At 28.3% G+C, this 15620-nt stretch carries 17 protein-coding genes; 8 read left to right on the forward strand and 9 right to left on the reverse strand.

Translation table 11 applies throughout. The annotated features are described in order from the left end of the window. A partial coding sequence (locus CJ670_RS01395; RefSeq protein WP_105938584.1) for an OmpA family protein occupies positions 1–770 on the forward strand: 770 nt, incomplete at its 5' end. Positions 771–902: 132 nt separating this feature from the next. On the opposite strand, the gene tilS is transcribed toward CJ670_RS01395, so the two are convergent. Together tilS and rimO are read right to left on the reverse strand one after the other, a co-directional pair. Beyond that, on the reverse strand, positions 903–1886 hold the full coding sequence (gene tilS, locus CJ670_RS01400; RefSeq protein ID WP_105938585.1) for a tRNA lysidine(34) synthetase TilS: 984 nt from the start codon (positions 1884–1886) through the stop codon (positions 903–905). A gap of 9 nt (positions 1887–1895) precedes the next feature. Further along, positions 1896–3236: a 30S ribosomal protein S12 methylthiotransferase RimO gene (gene rimO, locus CJ670_RS01405; protein WP_105938586.1), complete on the reverse strand. Its 1341-nt coding sequence runs from the start codon at positions 3234–3236 to the stop codon at positions 1896–1898. Positions 3237–3354: 118 nt separating this feature from the next. Between rimO and CJ670_RS01410 the strand changes: the two genes are divergently transcribed. Beyond that, positions 3355–3789: an META domain-containing protein gene (locus tag CJ670_RS01410; RefSeq protein WP_105938587.1), complete on the forward strand. Its 435-nt coding sequence runs from the start codon at positions 3355–3357 to the stop codon at positions 3787–3789. Between the two features lie 27 nt (positions 3790–3816). On the opposite strand, the gene panC is transcribed toward CJ670_RS01410, so the two are convergent. Together panC and CJ670_RS01420 are read right to left on the reverse strand one after the other, a co-directional pair. After that, positions 3817–4635, reverse strand: a complete 819-nt coding sequence (gene panC, locus CJ670_RS01415; protein WP_105938588.1) for a pantoate--beta-alanine ligase — start codon at positions 4633–4635, stop codon at positions 3817–3819. 31 nt (positions 4636–4666) lie between these two features. Next, positions 4667–5626, reverse strand: coding sequence for an ABC transporter permease (locus CJ670_RS01420; RefSeq protein ID WP_105938589.1), 960 nt, complete (start codon positions 5624–5626; stop codon positions 4667–4669). Positions 5627–5655: 29 nt separating this feature from the next. On the opposite strand from CJ670_RS01420, the gene acpS reads away from it, so the two are divergent. Next, positions 5656–6009, forward strand: a complete 354-nt coding sequence (gene acpS, locus CJ670_RS01425; RefSeq protein ID WP_105938590.1) for a holo-ACP synthase — start codon at positions 5656–5658, stop codon at positions 6007–6009. Positions 6010–6171: 162 nt separating this feature from the next. Further along, positions 6172–6765: an ML domain-containing protein gene (locus CJ670_RS01430; protein WP_105938591.1), complete on the forward strand. Its 594-nt coding sequence runs from the start codon at positions 6172–6174 to the stop codon at positions 6763–6765. A 33-nt stretch (positions 6766–6798) separates the two neighbouring features. On the opposite strand, the gene gltS is transcribed toward CJ670_RS01430, so the two are convergent. Genes gltS through CJ670_RS01445 form a run of 3 tightly spaced genes read right to left on the reverse strand, consistent with a single transcriptional unit; the run spans position 6799 to position 9349 of the window. Beyond that, on the reverse strand, positions 6799–8025 hold the full coding sequence (gltS, locus tag CJ670_RS01435) for a sodium/glutamate symporter (protein WP_105938592.1): 1227 nt from the start codon (positions 8023–8025) through the stop codon (positions 6799–6801). A 23-nt stretch (positions 8026–8048) separates the two neighbouring features. Next, complete coding sequence (gene ruvX, locus CJ670_RS01440; protein ID WP_105938593.1) at positions 8049–8438, reverse strand: Holliday junction resolvase RuvX; 390 nt, start codon at positions 8436–8438, stop codon at positions 8049–8051. Then, positions 8435–9349, reverse strand: coding sequence for a methylenetetrahydrofolate reductase (locus CJ670_RS01445; RefSeq protein ID WP_066162907.1), 915 nt, complete (start codon positions 9347–9349; stop codon positions 8435–8437). Before CJ670_RS01445 ends, ruvX begins: the two co-directional genes overlap by 4 nt. 80 nt (positions 9350–9429) lie before the next feature. On the opposite strand from CJ670_RS01445, the gene serB reads away from it, so the two are divergent. The 3 genes from serB to CJ670_RS01460 are packed head-to-tail and all read left to right on the forward strand — an operon-like array spanning position 9430 to position 12464. Then, complete coding sequence (gene serB / locus CJ670_RS01450; protein WP_066162905.1) at positions 9430–10056, forward strand: phosphoserine phosphatase SerB; 627 nt, start codon at positions 9430–9432, stop codon at positions 10054–10056. Between the two features lie 3 nt (positions 10057–10059). Further along, entirely contained in the window at positions 10060–11052 is a 993-nt protein-coding gene (locus CJ670_RS01455) for a transaldolase (protein ID WP_105938594.1), read from the forward strand. 59 nt (positions 11053–11111) lie between these two features. Then, positions 11112–12464 carry a class II 3-deoxy-7-phosphoheptulonate synthase gene (locus CJ670_RS01460; protein WP_105938757.1) on the forward strand — a complete coding sequence of 451 codons (1353 nt, stop codon included), beginning with the start codon at positions 11112–11114 and terminating at the stop codon, positions 12462–12464. 27 nt (positions 12465–12491) lie between these two features. Here the strand turns inward: CJ670_RS01460 and CJ670_RS01465 are convergent, their stop codons facing one another. Both CJ670_RS01465 and CJ670_RS01470 read right to left on the reverse strand, forming a co-directional pair. Then, positions 12492–13418 (reverse strand): D-2-hydroxyacid dehydrogenase, encoded by a 927-nt coding sequence (locus tag CJ670_RS01465; RefSeq protein WP_105938595.1) that lies wholly within the window; start codon positions 13416–13418, stop codon positions 12492–12494. Between the two features lie 140 nt (positions 13419–13558). After that, a complete protein-coding gene (locus CJ670_RS01470; protein ID WP_105938596.1) occupies positions 13559–14536 on the reverse strand; it encodes a hypothetical protein in 978 nt (325 codons plus the stop codon). Between the two features lie 172 nt (positions 14537–14708). On the opposite strand from CJ670_RS01470, the gene prpB reads away from it, so the two are divergent. Next, a complete protein-coding gene (prpB, locus tag CJ670_RS01475) occupies positions 14709–15596 on the forward strand; it encodes a methylisocitrate lyase (protein WP_105911833.1) in 888 nt (295 codons plus the stop codon). Positions 15597–15620 lie beyond the last annotated feature (24 nt).

Consider the following 15620-nt stretch of genomic DNA (forward strand, 5'->3'; position numbering starts at 1 on the left):
AAATAGTTTTAAGCAACAAAGAGGTTGAAAAACTAAAAGCTCTTTTACTTGAGTACGATATTAATATCAAAGATGAGAAAAGTAAAAATGATGGTTTAAATTTAGCTTTAAATGATAGTTCAAATCAGATTGCTTTAAAAGATGAAGAGCTAAAACTTCTAGCCGATAAACTTTTGGTGCAAACACAAATTCACCAAAAAATGGTAGAGGATTTTGATATTGCAAAATTAAAAATAAAAACTCTAACAGGAATAAAGCTAAATGTTATAGCTAAATTAAAAGAGAAACTAGGTAACTCTATACATGTAGATGAAAAAAGTGGAGCTATAAAATTTTCATCAAATATATTATTTGATCAAAACTCTTATATTTTAAAAGAGGAAGCTAAAAAAGAGTTAAGTAGTGTTTTGAAAAACTATCTTTCGCTTTTATTAGATGATAAAGAGATATCAAAATATATAGAAAACATAACTATAGAAGGTCACACAAACAGCGATGGAACATATTTGGCAAATCTTTTATTGTCTCAGCAAAGAGCATTGGCTGTTATGCAGTTTTTATATGAATCAAATATTGTGGATAAAAAGCTTTTAAGCACTTTTGTAAACTCAAGTGGAAGAAGTTCTGCTGATTTGATTTTGGATAAAAAAGGACTTGAAGATAAAGATGCTTCAAGAAGAATTGAAATTAAGTTTAATATTAAAAATGAAGAAGCTATAAAAGAGATACAAAACTATTTGGATAAACAAAATAAAAATAGAGTTCAGTAATAAAAAACCACTATATACTCCTACACATTTGGAAGAGCTAAGTAATGAAATAAAGCAAAAAATTGTAGAGAAAAACCTAAATATCTTTCAAAAGATATTTAAGTTTTTATTTGGGAAGAAAAGAGTTAAATCTTAGAAACTCAGCTTTAGCTCTTCTAAAATATTTTTAGAAAAAATATAAGCTCTCATATTTTGTGGGATTTTTTGAATTCTACAAATCTCTTTAAACTCTTTTGGTAATATCATTTCTACTTTTGGAGCTATTAGAATATATTTTTGAGTAATTGCAATATTTATTTTGTGAGAGATTGTTATTTCTTTTTGTTTGATTATCTCATCTCTTTGTTTTTTACTTATTAAAAATCCTCTTTTTTTTAAAGATTTATCGATAATTCTAAGATTTAGATTATCATCTTTTAAATTTTCAAAAACTTCTAACTCTTCAAGAGTTATTATAGGTTCTAATTTAAGATTTAAAGAGTTTAAATCATTTTCCAAAAAAGAGAAACTATTTTTAATTCCACTTTTGAATTCATTTAGAAATTTATCTGAAAAGTTGTGTCTAAAGTAGTTTCTTTTGTATTTTTCATCTATATTTGAGCTGTCAATAAAATATTTTATTTTATTATCTTTTAAATATTTTTCTAACTCATCTTTACTTATATTTAAAAGTGGACGAAAGATTTTGTAATCATTTTTTTCTTCAAACTCTTTTATTCCAAAAAGTTCAACCAGTCCAGCACCTTTTGATAGTTGCATTAAAAACCACTCTAAGCGGTCATTTAGTTGGTGAGCTGTTATTAGAGTTTCATAATAATTCTCTTTTATAATCTCTTCAAAAAAACTATATCTTATATCTCTTGCATTTTTTTCAAAATTTGAACTATTTTCTAGTTTAATATCTTTAATAAATATCTCTTTTTTATACTCTTTTGCCAAATTTAAAGCATATTCTATTTCATCTTTTGATTGTTCTCTTGTATTATAATTTACAATTGCAATATCAAAATCAATTTTGTGATTTAAAAGTAAGAAAAAAAGAGCACTACTATCAACTCCACCTGAAAAGGCCAAAAGATTTTTGCTATTTTTTATCTTACTAAAATCCAAAATCATAATATGTTTTTATATTTTTCTTAAAATCTTTGCTAGAAGTATATTTCCAGCTAATTGCGTCGCTTCTACTTCATAAATCTCTCCAAAAATTATTGGAAGTTCCTTTTCATTATCATTTATATAAATTTCTCCATCAATTTGCGGTGCCCAAAGAGTTTTTCTAGCACTTAAAAGATATTCATGCTCTTCACTTTCTCCATCAACATATACTTCAAAAGTTTTCCCAATATCATTTTCTAAGGATTTAATAGTTGTTTGAGAAATTATATCACCTAGAATTTCAGCTCTTTCATCTATTAATTCTTGCTCAATTTTATCATCTCTAGTTTCTGCTGATGTTCCTTCTTCATCTGAATATGAAAAAACATTTCCTCTATCAAATCCAAAATCTTCTACAAACTCACAAAGCTCTTCAAAATCTTCTTCACGCTCCCCTGGATGTCCTGCTATAAAAGTTGTTCTTACAAAAGAGTTTGGTTTTGATTTCATATATTTCATAAGCTCAATTAGTTTTTCAGCACCTTTTCCTCTTTTCATAATTTTTAGTATATTTTGAGATATATGTTGAAGTGGCATATCAAAGTAGTTTACAAAAACTTTTGAGTCAGCAATTTTATCTATTAAATTGTGTGTTGTTGTACTAGGATATAGATATAAAATTCTGGCAGTTTTTACACCATCTATATTTTCAACAGCATCAATTAACTGCTCTAATCCATCATTAAATCCTAAATCTCGTAAATATGAAGATGAATCCTGTGATACAAATGAGAAATCTTTGAAACCTTTTTTTACCAAAATATTAACTTCTTTTATTAAAGAATCAAGAGTTCTTGAATGAAGTTTTCCTTTGAATGATGGAATAGCACAAAATGAGCAAGATTGATTACAGCCTTCACTTAGTTTTACATAAGCATGATAGTTTGAGCCTGTTATTACTCTATCATTTTCTTCACTTGCTAAAAATACCTCATTTGAAAAACTACTTCTTTTTTCATGAACTAATCTATCAATTTTGTCATAATCTCCAACACCTGTAAAAATATCTATCTCAGTAAGCTCTTTTTGTAAATCATCTTTATATCTTTCACTTAAACATCCAGCCATAACCAAAACAGAATCTTTTTTTCTTTCATTATGTAAGTTTAAAGTTGTATTTATACTCTCTTCTTTTGCACTATCTATAAATCCACAAGTGTTTACTATGATTAAATCGGCTTGAGTTTCATCATCTGTTAGTTCATAGTCTTTTAATTTTCCTAACATTACTTCACTATCAACTAAATTTTTTGTACACCCAAGGCTTACCATATGTAGTTTTTTCTTTGGTTTTTCTTCACTAAATTTCATCTAATATTATCCATCATTTATAAATTTTTGAAAGATTTTAGCTAACTTTTGCATTTATATAAATTAATAAGTACAAAAATAGTATTATAAAAGTCTAAATAAAATTTAGGAGAAAATTATGTTTAAGAAATCAAATTTATTTTTGACTATTTTGATACTTATTTTAGGATTAGCTTTAAACTCTTGTGGTTCAACTAAAGGATTAGAAGCAGGAAATAGTAATCAAGTTTTAAAAAATACAAAGTGGGAACTTAAAAGCTTAAATAAAAAAGATATAAAAAAAGTTGAAAAAGTTGCTATCATAAATTTTGAAAAAGAGAATAAAGTTTTTGGAAATTTAGGTTGTAATAGCTTTTTTGGAAAAGTTGACATAAAACCAAATAATATTAATATTTCTAAAGTTGGTAGTACTATGATGATGTGTTCTGATATGAGTGTAGAACATGATTATATGGAAGTTTTAGATAAAGTAACAACTTATAAAATAGATGGAAATACTCTAATATTTTTTGATAAAAATAATCAAGAGATAGCAAGATTTATAAAAAGGTAGTTTTAACTACCTTTTTAATTTATTTTTTCACATCCAAATATTATCAAGAAGCCTGATATTTCCAAATCTTACAACTACTAAAATTATTGTATTTGATTGTTCAATTATACTGATTTCATCAAATTTTCTATCAACAACTTTTACATACTCTACATCAAGTCCAGCTAAAACATCATAGATTTTATCTTTTATTATTTTTGAATCTCGCTCACCTTTTGCTATTAGGTTTCCAGCCATATATATTGATTTTGAGATTTTAAGAGCTTCCTCTTTTTGTTCAGGAGTTAAATATACATTTCTAGAACTAAGTGCTAATCCACTATTTTCTCTTACAATATCACAAGCAACAATATTTATAGGCAAAAATAGGTTTTTTACCATTTGTTGTATAAGTGCTAATTGTTGAGCATCTTTTTTACCAAAATAAGCATTTGTAGGAAGTGTAAGATTAAACAATTTTAAAACAACTTGTAAAACACCATCAAAATGCCCTGGTCTTGTAAATCCTTCAAGTACATAGCTATTTTGTGGCGCTTTTATTAAAACTTCATCTTTTTCATACATAGTATTTATATTTGGCATAAAAAGATAATCAACCTTGCACATTTGACAAATTTTTATATCAGCTTCATCTTTTCTTGGATATTTATCTAAATCTTCACCTTTTAAAAATTGAGTAGGATTTACAAAAATAGATACTATTACAACTTCATTTTCAGCTCTAGCTTTTCTTATTAGTGAAATGTGACCATCGTGTAAAGCACCCATTGTTGGAACAAAACCAATTTTTCCAATTAAATTATTTCTAATATTTTGTAACTCTTCAACAGTTTTAACTATTTGCAATATATATTCCTTTAAAAGTTTTAATTATTTTTTATTTTTCACTGTAGTTTGGATTTAATTTTAATAAAACTAAATCAGCAAACATATTTCCAATAAGTGTTAAAAATGCTCCAATTATAAGTATTCCCATAATTACAGGATAATCATGGCTTAAAGCACTTTGATAAAATAGAAGTCCCATTCCATCTATTGAAAATATTGTCTCTAAAATTACACTTCCACCAATAACTCCTGGAAGTGAAAGTCCCAAAAGTGTAATAACAGGTGGATATAAGTTTGGTAAAATGTAGTATCTTAAAATTTTTTTATTATCCAATCCTCTAGCTCTTGCAAAAAAGATATAATCACTTTTTAAAATCTCAATTGTTAAAGCTCTTATATATAAAATCAAACTTCCAATTCCACCAAAAACTATTATAAAAATAGGAAGTGCTAAATGCCAAGCAAAATCTAAATAATAAGTTAAACTTCCATCATTTGGTACACTATGAAGTCCAGCTATTGGGAAAAGTTCAAATTGTATAGAAAAAACCAAAACCAAAACAAGTGCGAGATAAAAAGATGGCATTGAAAAACTTAAAAGTGAAAGTTGATTTGTAAATTTATCAAATATTGACTCTTTTTTCATAGCAGATTTAATTCCAAAATAAAGGCTTATTATAAATATTAAAATCATAGATACAATATTTATTGTCAAAGTTATTGGAATTCTACTTAAAATCTCCTCTTTTACTCTCTCTCCACTTGAAAAAGATATTCCAAAATCTAATTGCAAAATTGAGTAAACCCAAGAGAAAAATTGTACATATAGTGGTTTATCAAGACCGTATATAGCTTTTAGTTGCTCTATTGCTTCAGGAGTTATATTTGGATTTAACTCTCCACTTGCAAAAAATGAGTTAGGAGCTAAATTTATAGCAATAAATGATATTAGGCTAATAATAAATAGCATAATGATAAGATATAATAGTTTTTTTATAAAGATATTCATGGTTAAGATTATACAAAAGATAGGTTTAAATGATAGGTATAGATATAGTTAGTATTGATAGAATAAAAAAGATGCATGAAAAATTTGGTGATAAATTTTATGATAGATTTTTGTGCGAAGATGAAAAAAAACTTGTAAAATCTCCTCAAACTGCAGCTGGTTTTTGGGCTGCAAAAGAGGCTGCTAGTAAAGCTATTGGTACTGGAATTGGAGAGATTTGTTCATTTTATGATATAAAAATTAAAAAAGATGAAAACAATGCTCCAAAAATCAAATATAGTAAAAAATTAAGAAAAAGATTTAAAATTAAAAAATCAAGTGTTAGTATCACACATGATGGTGGTTTTGCAATAGCTGTTGTGGTAAATAGTTTAAAAAAATAAAGTTTGATATAAATCAACAAAAGAGTTTCAATAATATATTAAAATTACTTTACTCTAACATAGAGCTTGTACGAGTGGACTTGCCCCTAAATCTCTCCTAATAAGTCCACCGTACAATTTTTGTTCTATCAAATTATGAAAATCAAAACTAAGGTAAATTATATGAATATAGATTTTTTTCAAGATATTGAAACAATTATTTTAAAAGATAAATTAGGAAATTTTTTGGGTGTTGATGAGGATTTTGTATATACTTTTAAAGATGTTGTAAAACTAAGCGGTCATTCATGTCCAACAGTTGCTGGAGCTTATCTTATGACTATAAAAGCTTTAAAAGAGTTGTACAAAAATGAGTTGCCAGTTCGTGGTGAAATAAGAGTTGAGTTAAGAGATGCAAAAAGTTCTGGAACAACTGGAGTTTTAGCAAATGTAGCTTCATTTATAACAGGAGCCAAAGAAGAAGATGGATTTAAAGGACTTCAAGGGCAATACTTTAGAAATAATCTACTTAAATATGAAGCACCAATAAAAGGTGATATGAGATTTACAAGGCTTGATAATCAAGAAAAAGTTGAAGTTATGTATGATTTGTCAAATATCTCTTTGAGTGCTTTTGATGGAGGTTTAATGCAAAAAGGACTTCAAGGAATTGCAACAAAAGAGGAACTTGAAACTTTTGGAGCTGCTTGGCAAAAAAGAGTTAGTGAGATTTTATTAAAATACAAAGATGATGTAGTAAAAATAATAATAAACTAGGCTTAGTTCTTAAAGCTTTTAGAGTTTAAATAATTACCCAAAAAGCTTAAAGATGGTTTGAATAACTGTAGTATTTATTAAATCTACAAAAAATGCTCCACAAAGTGGAACTATTAAAAATGCTTTGTGAGAAGAGCCATACATATTTGTAATGGCTTGCATATTTGCAACTGCTGTTGGAGTTGCTCCCAAACCAAAACCACAATGCCCAGCTGCTAAAACACTTGCATCGTAATTTTTACCCATTACTCTAAATGTTACAAAATAAGCATATAAAATCATAATTAAAACTTGTGAAACTAAAATTACAGTTAAAGCACCAGCTAGATTTGATAGTTCCCAAAGTTTTAAAGATATTAGAGCCATTGCTAAATATAAAGATAATGATGCATTTCCAAATACATCAATAGCTCTATCAAAAATCTCAATCTTTAGGATATTTTCTAAGCTATTTCTTAAAATTACACCACCTGCAAGTGCCCAAACGAAAGTAGGTAGTTCAAACGCACTTCCTTTTGTTAAATTTGTTATAAAATCAGCAAAAGCCAAACAAGCTGCAAAAAGAGCTAAAGTTGATATTGCACTATTTGTTGTGATTAATCTCACAGCTTTTGGATACTCAAAAGGAACAAATTCATCAATTACTTTTTCATCTTTAGAGTCATCTTGTTTTCTAGATTTTTCATTAGCAAGTTTATATCTATTTATTAAAAATTTTGCCAGTGGTCCACCAATAATTCCACCCATTACAAGACCAAAAGTAGCAGCTGCCATTCCAAGAGCCATAGCTCCTTCAATTCCATATTTTGTCTCTAAAATCGAACCCCAAGCACCAGCTGTTCCATGTCCACCAGTTAGTGAAATAGAACCAGCAATAAGACCAATAAGTGGATCAATTCCTAAAACTGTAGCAAGAGATATTCCAACAAAGTTTTGAACTATAATAAAACCAGAAACTACTAAAATAAAAACTAAAAGAGATTTTCCTCCCTCTTTTAGTTTTGTAAAATTTGCACTAAGACCAATTGAGATAAAAAATATAAGCATAAAACTTGTTTGAAGTTCACTACTAGTTGTTATACTATAACCCCAAAAATTATATACAAATGTAGAAATTGTTGCTGCTACAAGACCACCAGCAACTGGTTCTGGAATATTGTATCTTCTTAAGAATTCTATTTTATTTACTAAAAATTTACCAATAAGCAAAACTATAACAGCAGCGATTAGTGTATAGTAGGCATTAAATGTAAAATTCATAAGTTTTCCTTTTTTAGAATATTTTATTGTTTTTTACTTAAATTTATATATCTTTCTAGGATTATTTTTGCAGCAATAGAGTCAATTCTTCCATCTCTTACTTGCTTTACTTCGCCTTTCATAAGCTCTTTTGCTTCAATTGAGCTTAGATTTTCTTCGCAAAATTCATAAGGAATTTTAAGTTCTAGTAAATTTGTGAAGTGTTTTATTCTATTTTGTGTATCTATACTTGAGCTTGGAAATCCAATTATTAGTTTTTCTATTTGCCACTCTTTTAAAAAATTATTTACTTCAAGAGCAGCTTGATTTCTATTTTTTCTAATAATTGCATTTTGTGGAGTTACAATATCACTCATAAGAGAGATTGCAACCCCAACTCTTTTTAGACCAACATCAATTGAAGCTAATCTCAATCTAAAATCTCACTTGCAACTTCAAATTTATTGTTTGCAGTCATTAGATGAATTTTTGGATGAATTTTATTAATCTCTTTAAATAGATTTTTGCTTAAGTGCATTCCAACTTTATACTCCTCTTCCTCACTAATACTATGAGCTCGTTCAAGTTCATCTATCCAAAATTGAGGGACATGAATTCCTGGAACTTGTGCAGATAAAAATAGTGCAGTTCTTAGTTTTGTAATAGGAAATAGCCCAAGTATTAGTTGTGATTTTTTCTTATCACCTTCTACATTCTCTTTTGCAATTTCAAAGCTTTCAAGTAGTTTTTTTACATTTTCAATGTCAAAAACAGGTTGAGTTATAACTCCAACAGCACCGTTTTGAATCTTTAAATTCATCTTTTTTTCCAAACTCCCAAAATTTTTAGCATATGCATTTACAACTGCAAATGGAAATATCTGTTTTGGTTCAATTTTAAAAGGTCTTCCTGCAAAATCCATACCATAGTTAAAAGATTTAATCATCTTTAAAAGCATTAAAGAGTTTGCTTCAAAAACACCTTTACTATTTGGTTGATCACTCATTTTTGCAGGATCTCCTGTAAGAGCTAAAATTGCTCTAATATCAAAATCATTAGCTCCTAGTAAATCAGATTGTAAAGCTATTTTATTTCTATCTCTCATTGTCATTGTTGCAATTACTGGTTTTTTAAACTCTGTTTGAAGCTTTAAAGCAGCAAAAAGTGAGTTATATTTTAATTTTGCCAAAGGATTATCTGTGCAAGTAAAGCCATCAACTTTTGAATCTATTTTAAATTTTTTGATTTTTTCTACAATATTGTGCATTGATGGTTCGTGTTGAGGTGTTGTTTCAAGTGTTAAGTATTTACCATCTTGAAGTTTAGAAATTAGTGTTTCAAACATAAAAAAGCTTTCCTTTTTAAACTATTTAGTTAAATTTGGCTAATATTATACCCTTTAATATTTAAAGTTTTAGGATATTTATGAAATTAGCAGTTTTTGATTTTGATTCAACACTTATGGATGGAGAAACTATAGATTTTCTTGCAGATGAGTTTGGAATTGGAAGTGAAGTAAAAAAAATAACAGAAGAGGCTATGAGTGGAAGATTGGATTTTTTTGAATCTTTAATTCAAAGAGTAGCACTTTTAAAGGGAATGGATTATAAAAAAGTAGTTGATATTTGTGCAAATCTTCCTTTAATGACAGGTTCAAAAGAGATTGTAAAAGAGTTACAAAAAATGAATTATAAAGTTGTTTGTTTTAGTGGTGGATTTAGATTAGGAACATCACCTGCTAAAGATAAATTGGGACTTGATGCAGATTTTTCAAATATTTTACACCAAAAAGATGGAGTTTTAACAGGACTTGTTGGTGGTGATATGATGTTTGGCTACTCAAAAGGTGATATGATACAAAGACTTCAAGGTCTTTTAAAAATATCAAAAGATGATACATTGGTTTGTGGAGATGGTGCAAATGATTTAAGTATGTTTGAAAAAGCTGATACAAGAGTTGCTTTTTGTGCAAAAGATATACTTAAAAAAGAGGCAAATATAATTGTTGATACAAAAGATTTAACAAAAATTTTAGATTATATAAAGGCTTAAGAGATGAAAGAGTTTGAAGAGATAAATTACTCAATTTGGTGTGATTTTATTGAAAGAGATTTTTTAGAAAATAGATTTCAAGAGATAATAAATGATGAAATTATAAAAGGTGCTACATCAAACCCAGCTATTTTTGAAGCTTCAATTACAGGTTCTGTGGCTTATAAACAACAACTTGATATGCTTCAAGCAAATGAGAATAAAGCAATTTATGAAGAGTTAGCATTTAAAGATATAAGAAGAGCAGCTGAGCTTTTAGAGCCACTTTATAAAATTAATACAAATAATGGATTTATCTCTATTGAAGTTGATCCTCTTTTATGTGATGATGCAGCTGGAACTATAGAAGAAGGACTTAGAATTTACAAAAGTTTAAATGCTGATAATGTAATGATAAAAATCCCAGCAACTACTGCTGGATATATTGCTATGAGAGAGCTTAGTTCAAGAGGAATTCATATAAATGCAACTTTGATTTTCTCACCACAACAAGCTAGAAATTGTGCAATGGCACTTGATGAGGGAATTAAAGCTTCAAATAAAGATACAAAAGGTGTTGTATCTGTTTTTGTTTCAAGATTTGATAGATTAATGGATACAACTTTAGGTGCAAAAGGTCTTGGTGCATCTAAACTAGGTATTTTAAATGCTACAAAATGTTACTATGAAGTAAATAAATTAGAGAATTCAAATATAAGAACACTTTTTGCAAGTACGGGTGTAAAAGGAAATGAGTTGAATCCTACATATTACGTAGATAATTTGATATATCCAAATTCTGTAAATACAGCACCTTTGGGAACTATCGAAGATTGGTTAAAAGATGGAAAAAAAGAGCAAAGTGTTATTATAAGTGAAGATGAGTGTGATAAATATTTTAAAAGTTTAGAACAAAATGGAATTAAATTAAATGATGTTTATGAAAAGCTTTTAAATGAAGGTCTTGATGCATTTAAAGTATCATTTAAAGAGTTATTATCAAAATTAAAACATTAATTTTGATTTAAGATATATTGGATAAAATTTATCCAATGATAAATATAAAAGGTAAAAAAATGAAAACATGGAATCCAAGTAGTTGGAGAGATTTTCCAATAAAACAACAACCAACTTATAATGATTTAGTAACTTTGAAACAAGTAGAAAAAGAGTTAGCATCTTATCCTCCACTTATTTTTGCAGGAGAGGCTTTAAATCTTAAAAAACAACTTGCTAAAGTTGTAAATGGTGAGGCTTTTTTACTTCAAGGTGGAGATTGTGCTGAATCATTTAATGTATTTAATGCTACAAATATAAAAGATTTATTTAAAGTAATGATGCAAATGGCAGTAGTTTTAACATTTTCAGGCGGTTGTCCTGTTGTAAAAGTTGGACGAGTTGCTGGACAGTTTGCAAAACCTAGAAGTGCTGATTATGAAGATATAGATGGATTAAGTCTTCCTTCATATAGAGGTGATATTGTAAATGATATAGATTTTGATATTGGTTCAAGAGAGCCAAAAGCAAAAAAACTTCTAAAAGCATATAATCAAAGTGCGGCAACTATGAATCTTTTAAGAGCATTTGCAAGAGGTGGAATGGCTGATTTAAATCAGGTTCATTTGTGGAATTTAGACTTTGTAAAAGATAACACTTTGGGTGCAAAATATGAAGAAATAGCAAATAAGATTAGTGAGAGTTTAGCATTTATGAAAGCATGTGGAATTACAAGTGAAAACTCTCCACAGCTAAATCAAACAACACTATTTACATCTCATGAAGCACTTTTATTAAACTATGAAGAGGCACTTACAAGAAGAGATTCAATCACAAAAGATTGGTTCAATTGTTCTGCTCATATGTTATGGATTGGAGATAGAACTAGAGAACTAGATGGTGCTCATATTGAGTATTTTAGAGGAATCAAAAATCCAATTGGTTGTAAAGTTGGTCCATCTATGAAAGAGGATGAATTAATCAAACTAATAGATGCTTTAAATCCAGAAAATGAAGCTGGAAGATTAAACTTAATTGTAAGAATGGGTAATGAAAAAATAGCTGAATATTTCCCTAAACTTTTAGCAAGAGTTGAAAAAGAGGGTAAAAAAGTTTTATGGTCAAGTGATCCAATGCATGGAAATACTATAAAAGCTGAAAATGGTTACAAAACTAGAGATTTTGAAGCAATTTTAGGTGAAGTAAAACAGTTTTTCCAAATTCATAAAGCTCAAGGCTCATATGCAGGTGGAATTCACCTTGAGATGACAGGACAAAATGTTACAGAGTGTACAGGAAGTAGATCTTCGGCTGTAAAAGAGAGTGATTTAGCAAGTAGATATCACACGCAATGTGATCCAAGATTAAATGCTGATCAAGCTCTTGAGTTATCATTTATGATAGCAAATACTCTAAAAGAAGCTAGAAAATAAGTAAAAAAGTAGATTAAATCTACTTTTTTATTTTAAAAACTCTTCAATATTTTTTGCCACTTTTTCTATCAATCTTTTTCTAGCTTCAATACTAGCCCAAGCTATGTGAGGAGTTAAAAGAAGTCTTTGTTTATTTTTTACACTTAAAAGTGGATTATTTTGCTCAATTGGCTCTTTTGTAACAACATCGAGTCCACAATAAATATCTTTTTCATCTAAAATTTTTGCCAAATCAGTTTCATTTATAATACCACCACGACCAAGATTAAGTAAAATAGCACCATCTTTTAAAAGATTTAGCTCTTTGTATCCTAATAAATCTTTTGTTTTTTCATTTAAAGGTGCATGAACAGATATAATATCGCAAGTTTTTAGCAACTCTTCTAAGCTTACACTTTTATACTCACTATTTTCATTTTTGCCACTTGTAGAGTAATAAAACACTTCACAAGAAAAAGCTTTTGCTTTTTTTGCAAAATCTCTACCTATCTCTCCAAGACCAATGATTCCAACTTTTTTTCCATCAAGTTCATAAAATGGCATATCTATATGAGTAAAAATATCGTTTTTTTGCCAATTTCCATCATCTACATATTTTTTGTAATAATCTAGTTTTTGCACAAAGTAAAAAATCATTGAAAACCCTAACTGCACAACACTTGAAGTTGAATAACCTGCTACATTTTTTACATCAATATTTGCTTCTTTTGCATAAATTAAATCTACATTATTTGTACCTGTTGCTGTTATGCAAACTAGTTTTACTTTTGAGTTTTCTAACTCTTCTTTTCCTACATAAACCTTATTTGTTAAAATAATATCTGCATCTTTTATTCTTTCTTTTGTTTCATCAGGGTTTGTTACATCAAAAGATATTACACTACCAAATTTCTCAAAGATTGATACATCTATATCAAATCCCAATGTTTTTCTATCTAAAATCACTATTTTCATTTTTTTTATCCTTTTAATTTATTGGTTCCCTATAAACTAAAAGGAACCATTTATGTTAAACTACTTTTATCGCAATTTATAAAAAATTGCTAAAGTAGCAAAATTCTAAAGGGCTTCGAGAACGAAGCTTCTTTATATTATTAATCTCTTCTATGAGCAATTCGTGGAGGAGTTACCTCTTTTTGTAAATCAATACTAAGATTATTGTAAAAAAGCTCTCCATAGTTTGTTTCACGGTTTATTGTCTCGTAGGCTTGAGTAATCGTGTTATTGTATTTTACTGCATCTTGAAGTATCTTTAAAATCTTTACAGAATCCAAAAAATTTACATGAGATGGTGCTTCTATTGATGAACTATAGTATTTGTGCATTCTTTCAACTAAGCTTTTATTTCTTATTTCTATAAAAACAGATTCTATTGGGGATTTAAAAAATAGTATTTTATTTTTTACATTTATAGATATATACGTTGTTTCCATTCCATATATCTTTCTTGAAAATGAGTCAAAAAGAAAAAGTTTTTTATTATAGTTATTGTTAAAAAGCTCATGCATAAGTTCAAGTATTTTTATTTTTTCATCTCTTGTAAAAAAATTTCCAATACTTGCAAAACAAAAACTAAGAACCGATTTTATAGAGTACCACTCAGTTGTATCGTAGTCATATCTTAGCATTTGGTTAATTCTTTCTTGTTTTAAATCTTCTATATCAGAACTATTTGTTGTTTTGTACACTTTTCGTACAGCACTATCTCTATACATTGGACCTGGGAATTGTGCTTGAATTACAAACCTTCTATTTTTTTCATGCTCAATTATATATTGAAGTCTTCCTTTGTAGTCTTCATCTATAATTCTAACCTCTTTTTGAGGTATAGAAGTAATAGATTTCAAAAACTCTTCACCACTACAAGCATCTTCCCAAATATACTCAGGGTATCTAAACTCTTTACAAATTTTTGCTTTAATTTCACTACTTATCTCAATACCACTAACTCTATCAATCCATGACGTAATTGTTCTTCTATCTTTATCAATCAAGTTAGCAAATTTTGAAATACTAAGGTTTGAACGATTAAATATCTCTATAAACTTTTCTATTGAATTTTTAAAATCCATAAGCTTCCTTTAATAAAATTTTCGTATATTGTACAAAAATAATGCATAAAAACAAATTATGTTCAAATTATAAAAAATGTATAAAAATTGTAAAATTAGATTTTAAATCATACATACAAAAAAAATCAAAATAGATATAATTTTCTCTACAATATTTTAAAAGGATATACAAATGACAAGTGCAGGAAAAAGATTTAGAGAAGCCCTAAAAGCTTCAAGTCCACTACAAATTGTTGGAACAATTAATGCTTACCAAGCATTACAAGCTACAAAAGTTGGGCATAAAGCTATCTACTTAAGTGGTGGAGGAATTGCAAATGCATCTTATGGTTTACCTGATTTAGGTATGACAATGATTGAAGATGTTTGTATTGATGTTAGAAGAGTTACTTCTATTTGTGATACTCCACTAATCGTTGATGCTGATACTGGTTGGGGACATGCATTTAATGTGGCTAGAACTGTTAAAGAGTTTATTAGAAGTGGTGCTGCTGGTATGCATATTGAAGATCAAGTTGCTGCAAAAAGATGTGGGCATAGACCAAATAAAGAGCTTGTAACTACTGAAGAGATGTGTGATAGAATCAGAGCTGCTGTTGATGCTAAAAAAGAGTTAGATCCAGATTTTTATATAATTGCTAGAACTGATGCTCATGCATCTGAGGGTCAAGCTGCTGCGATTGCTAGAGCTAAAGCTTATGTTGAAGCTGGTGCTGATGCTATTTTTGCTGAAGCTGTTCACACTTTAAAAGAATATAAAGAATTTACAGATGCTATGACTGTACCTGTTTTAGCAAACATTACTGAATTTGGAGCAACTCCAATGTTTACAACTGAAGAGTTAGCAAGTGTTGGTATTGATATGGTTCTTTATCCACTTTCAGCATTTAGAGCAATGAATAAAGCTGCACTTGCTGTGTATCAAGAGTTAAAAGATAAAGGTACTCAAGAAGGTGTACTTGGAACAATGCAAACAAGAATGGAGTTATACGATATGTTAAATTACCATGCTTATGAGCAAAAAATGGATGAACTATTTTCAAAAGGTAAAGCTAAATAGTTAGCTTTTCGTATTTTATTTAAA

It is taken from the genome of Arcobacter cryaerophilus gv. crypticus (assembly GCF_002993025.1).
Lineage (GTDB): Bacteria > Campylobacterota > Campylobacteria > Campylobacterales > Arcobacteraceae > Aliarcobacter > Aliarcobacter cryaerophilus_B.

Coding starts and splice junctions, on each gene's coding strand:
- tilS (WP_105938585.1), bottom strand. CDS start 1,886: ATGATTTTGGATTTTAGTAAGATAAAAAATAGCAAAAATCTTTTGGCC.
- rimO (WP_105938586.1), bottom strand. CDS start 3,236: ATGAAATTTAGTGAAGAAAAACCAAAGAAAAAACTACATATGGTAAGC.
- CJ670_RS01410 (WP_105938587.1), top strand. CDS start 3,355: ATGTTTAAGAAATCAAATTTATTTTTGACTATTTTGATACTTATTTTA.
- CJ670_RS01420 (WP_105938589.1), bottom strand. CDS start 5,626: ATGAATATCTTTATAAAAAAACTATTATATCTTATCATTATGCTATTT.
- acpS (WP_105938590.1), top strand. CDS start 5,656: ATGATAGGTATAGATATAGTTAGTATTGATAGAATAAAAAAGATGCAT.
- CJ670_RS01430 (WP_105938591.1), top strand. CDS start 6,172: ATGAATATAGATTTTTTTCAAGATATTGAAACAATTATTTTAAAAGAT.
- gltS (WP_105938592.1), bottom strand. CDS start 8,025: ATGAATTTTACATTTAATGCCTACTATACACTAATCGCTGCTGTTATA.
- CJ670_RS01445 (WP_066162907.1), bottom strand. CDS start 9,349: ATGTTTGAAACACTAATTTCTAAACTTCAAGATGGTAAATACTTAACA.
- serB (WP_066162905.1), top strand. CDS start 9,430: ATGAAATTAGCAGTTTTTGATTTTGATTCAACACTTATGGATGGAGAA.
- CJ670_RS01455 (WP_105938594.1), top strand. CDS start 10,060: ATGAAAGAGTTTGAAGAGATAAATTACTCAATTTGGTGTGATTTTATT.
- CJ670_RS01460 (WP_105938757.1), top strand. CDS start 11,112: ATGAAAACATGGAATCCAAGTAGTTGGAGAGATTTTCCAATAAAACAA.
- CJ670_RS01465 (WP_105938595.1), bottom strand. CDS start 13,418: ATGAAAATAGTGATTTTAGATAGAAAAACATTGGGATTTGATATAGAT.
- CJ670_RS01470 (WP_105938596.1), bottom strand. CDS start 14,536: ATGGATTTTAAAAATTCAATAGAAAAGTTTATAGAGATATTTAATCGT.
- prpB (WP_105911833.1), top strand. CDS start 14,709: ATGACAAGTGCAGGAAAAAGATTTAGAGAAGCCCTAAAAGCTTCAAGT.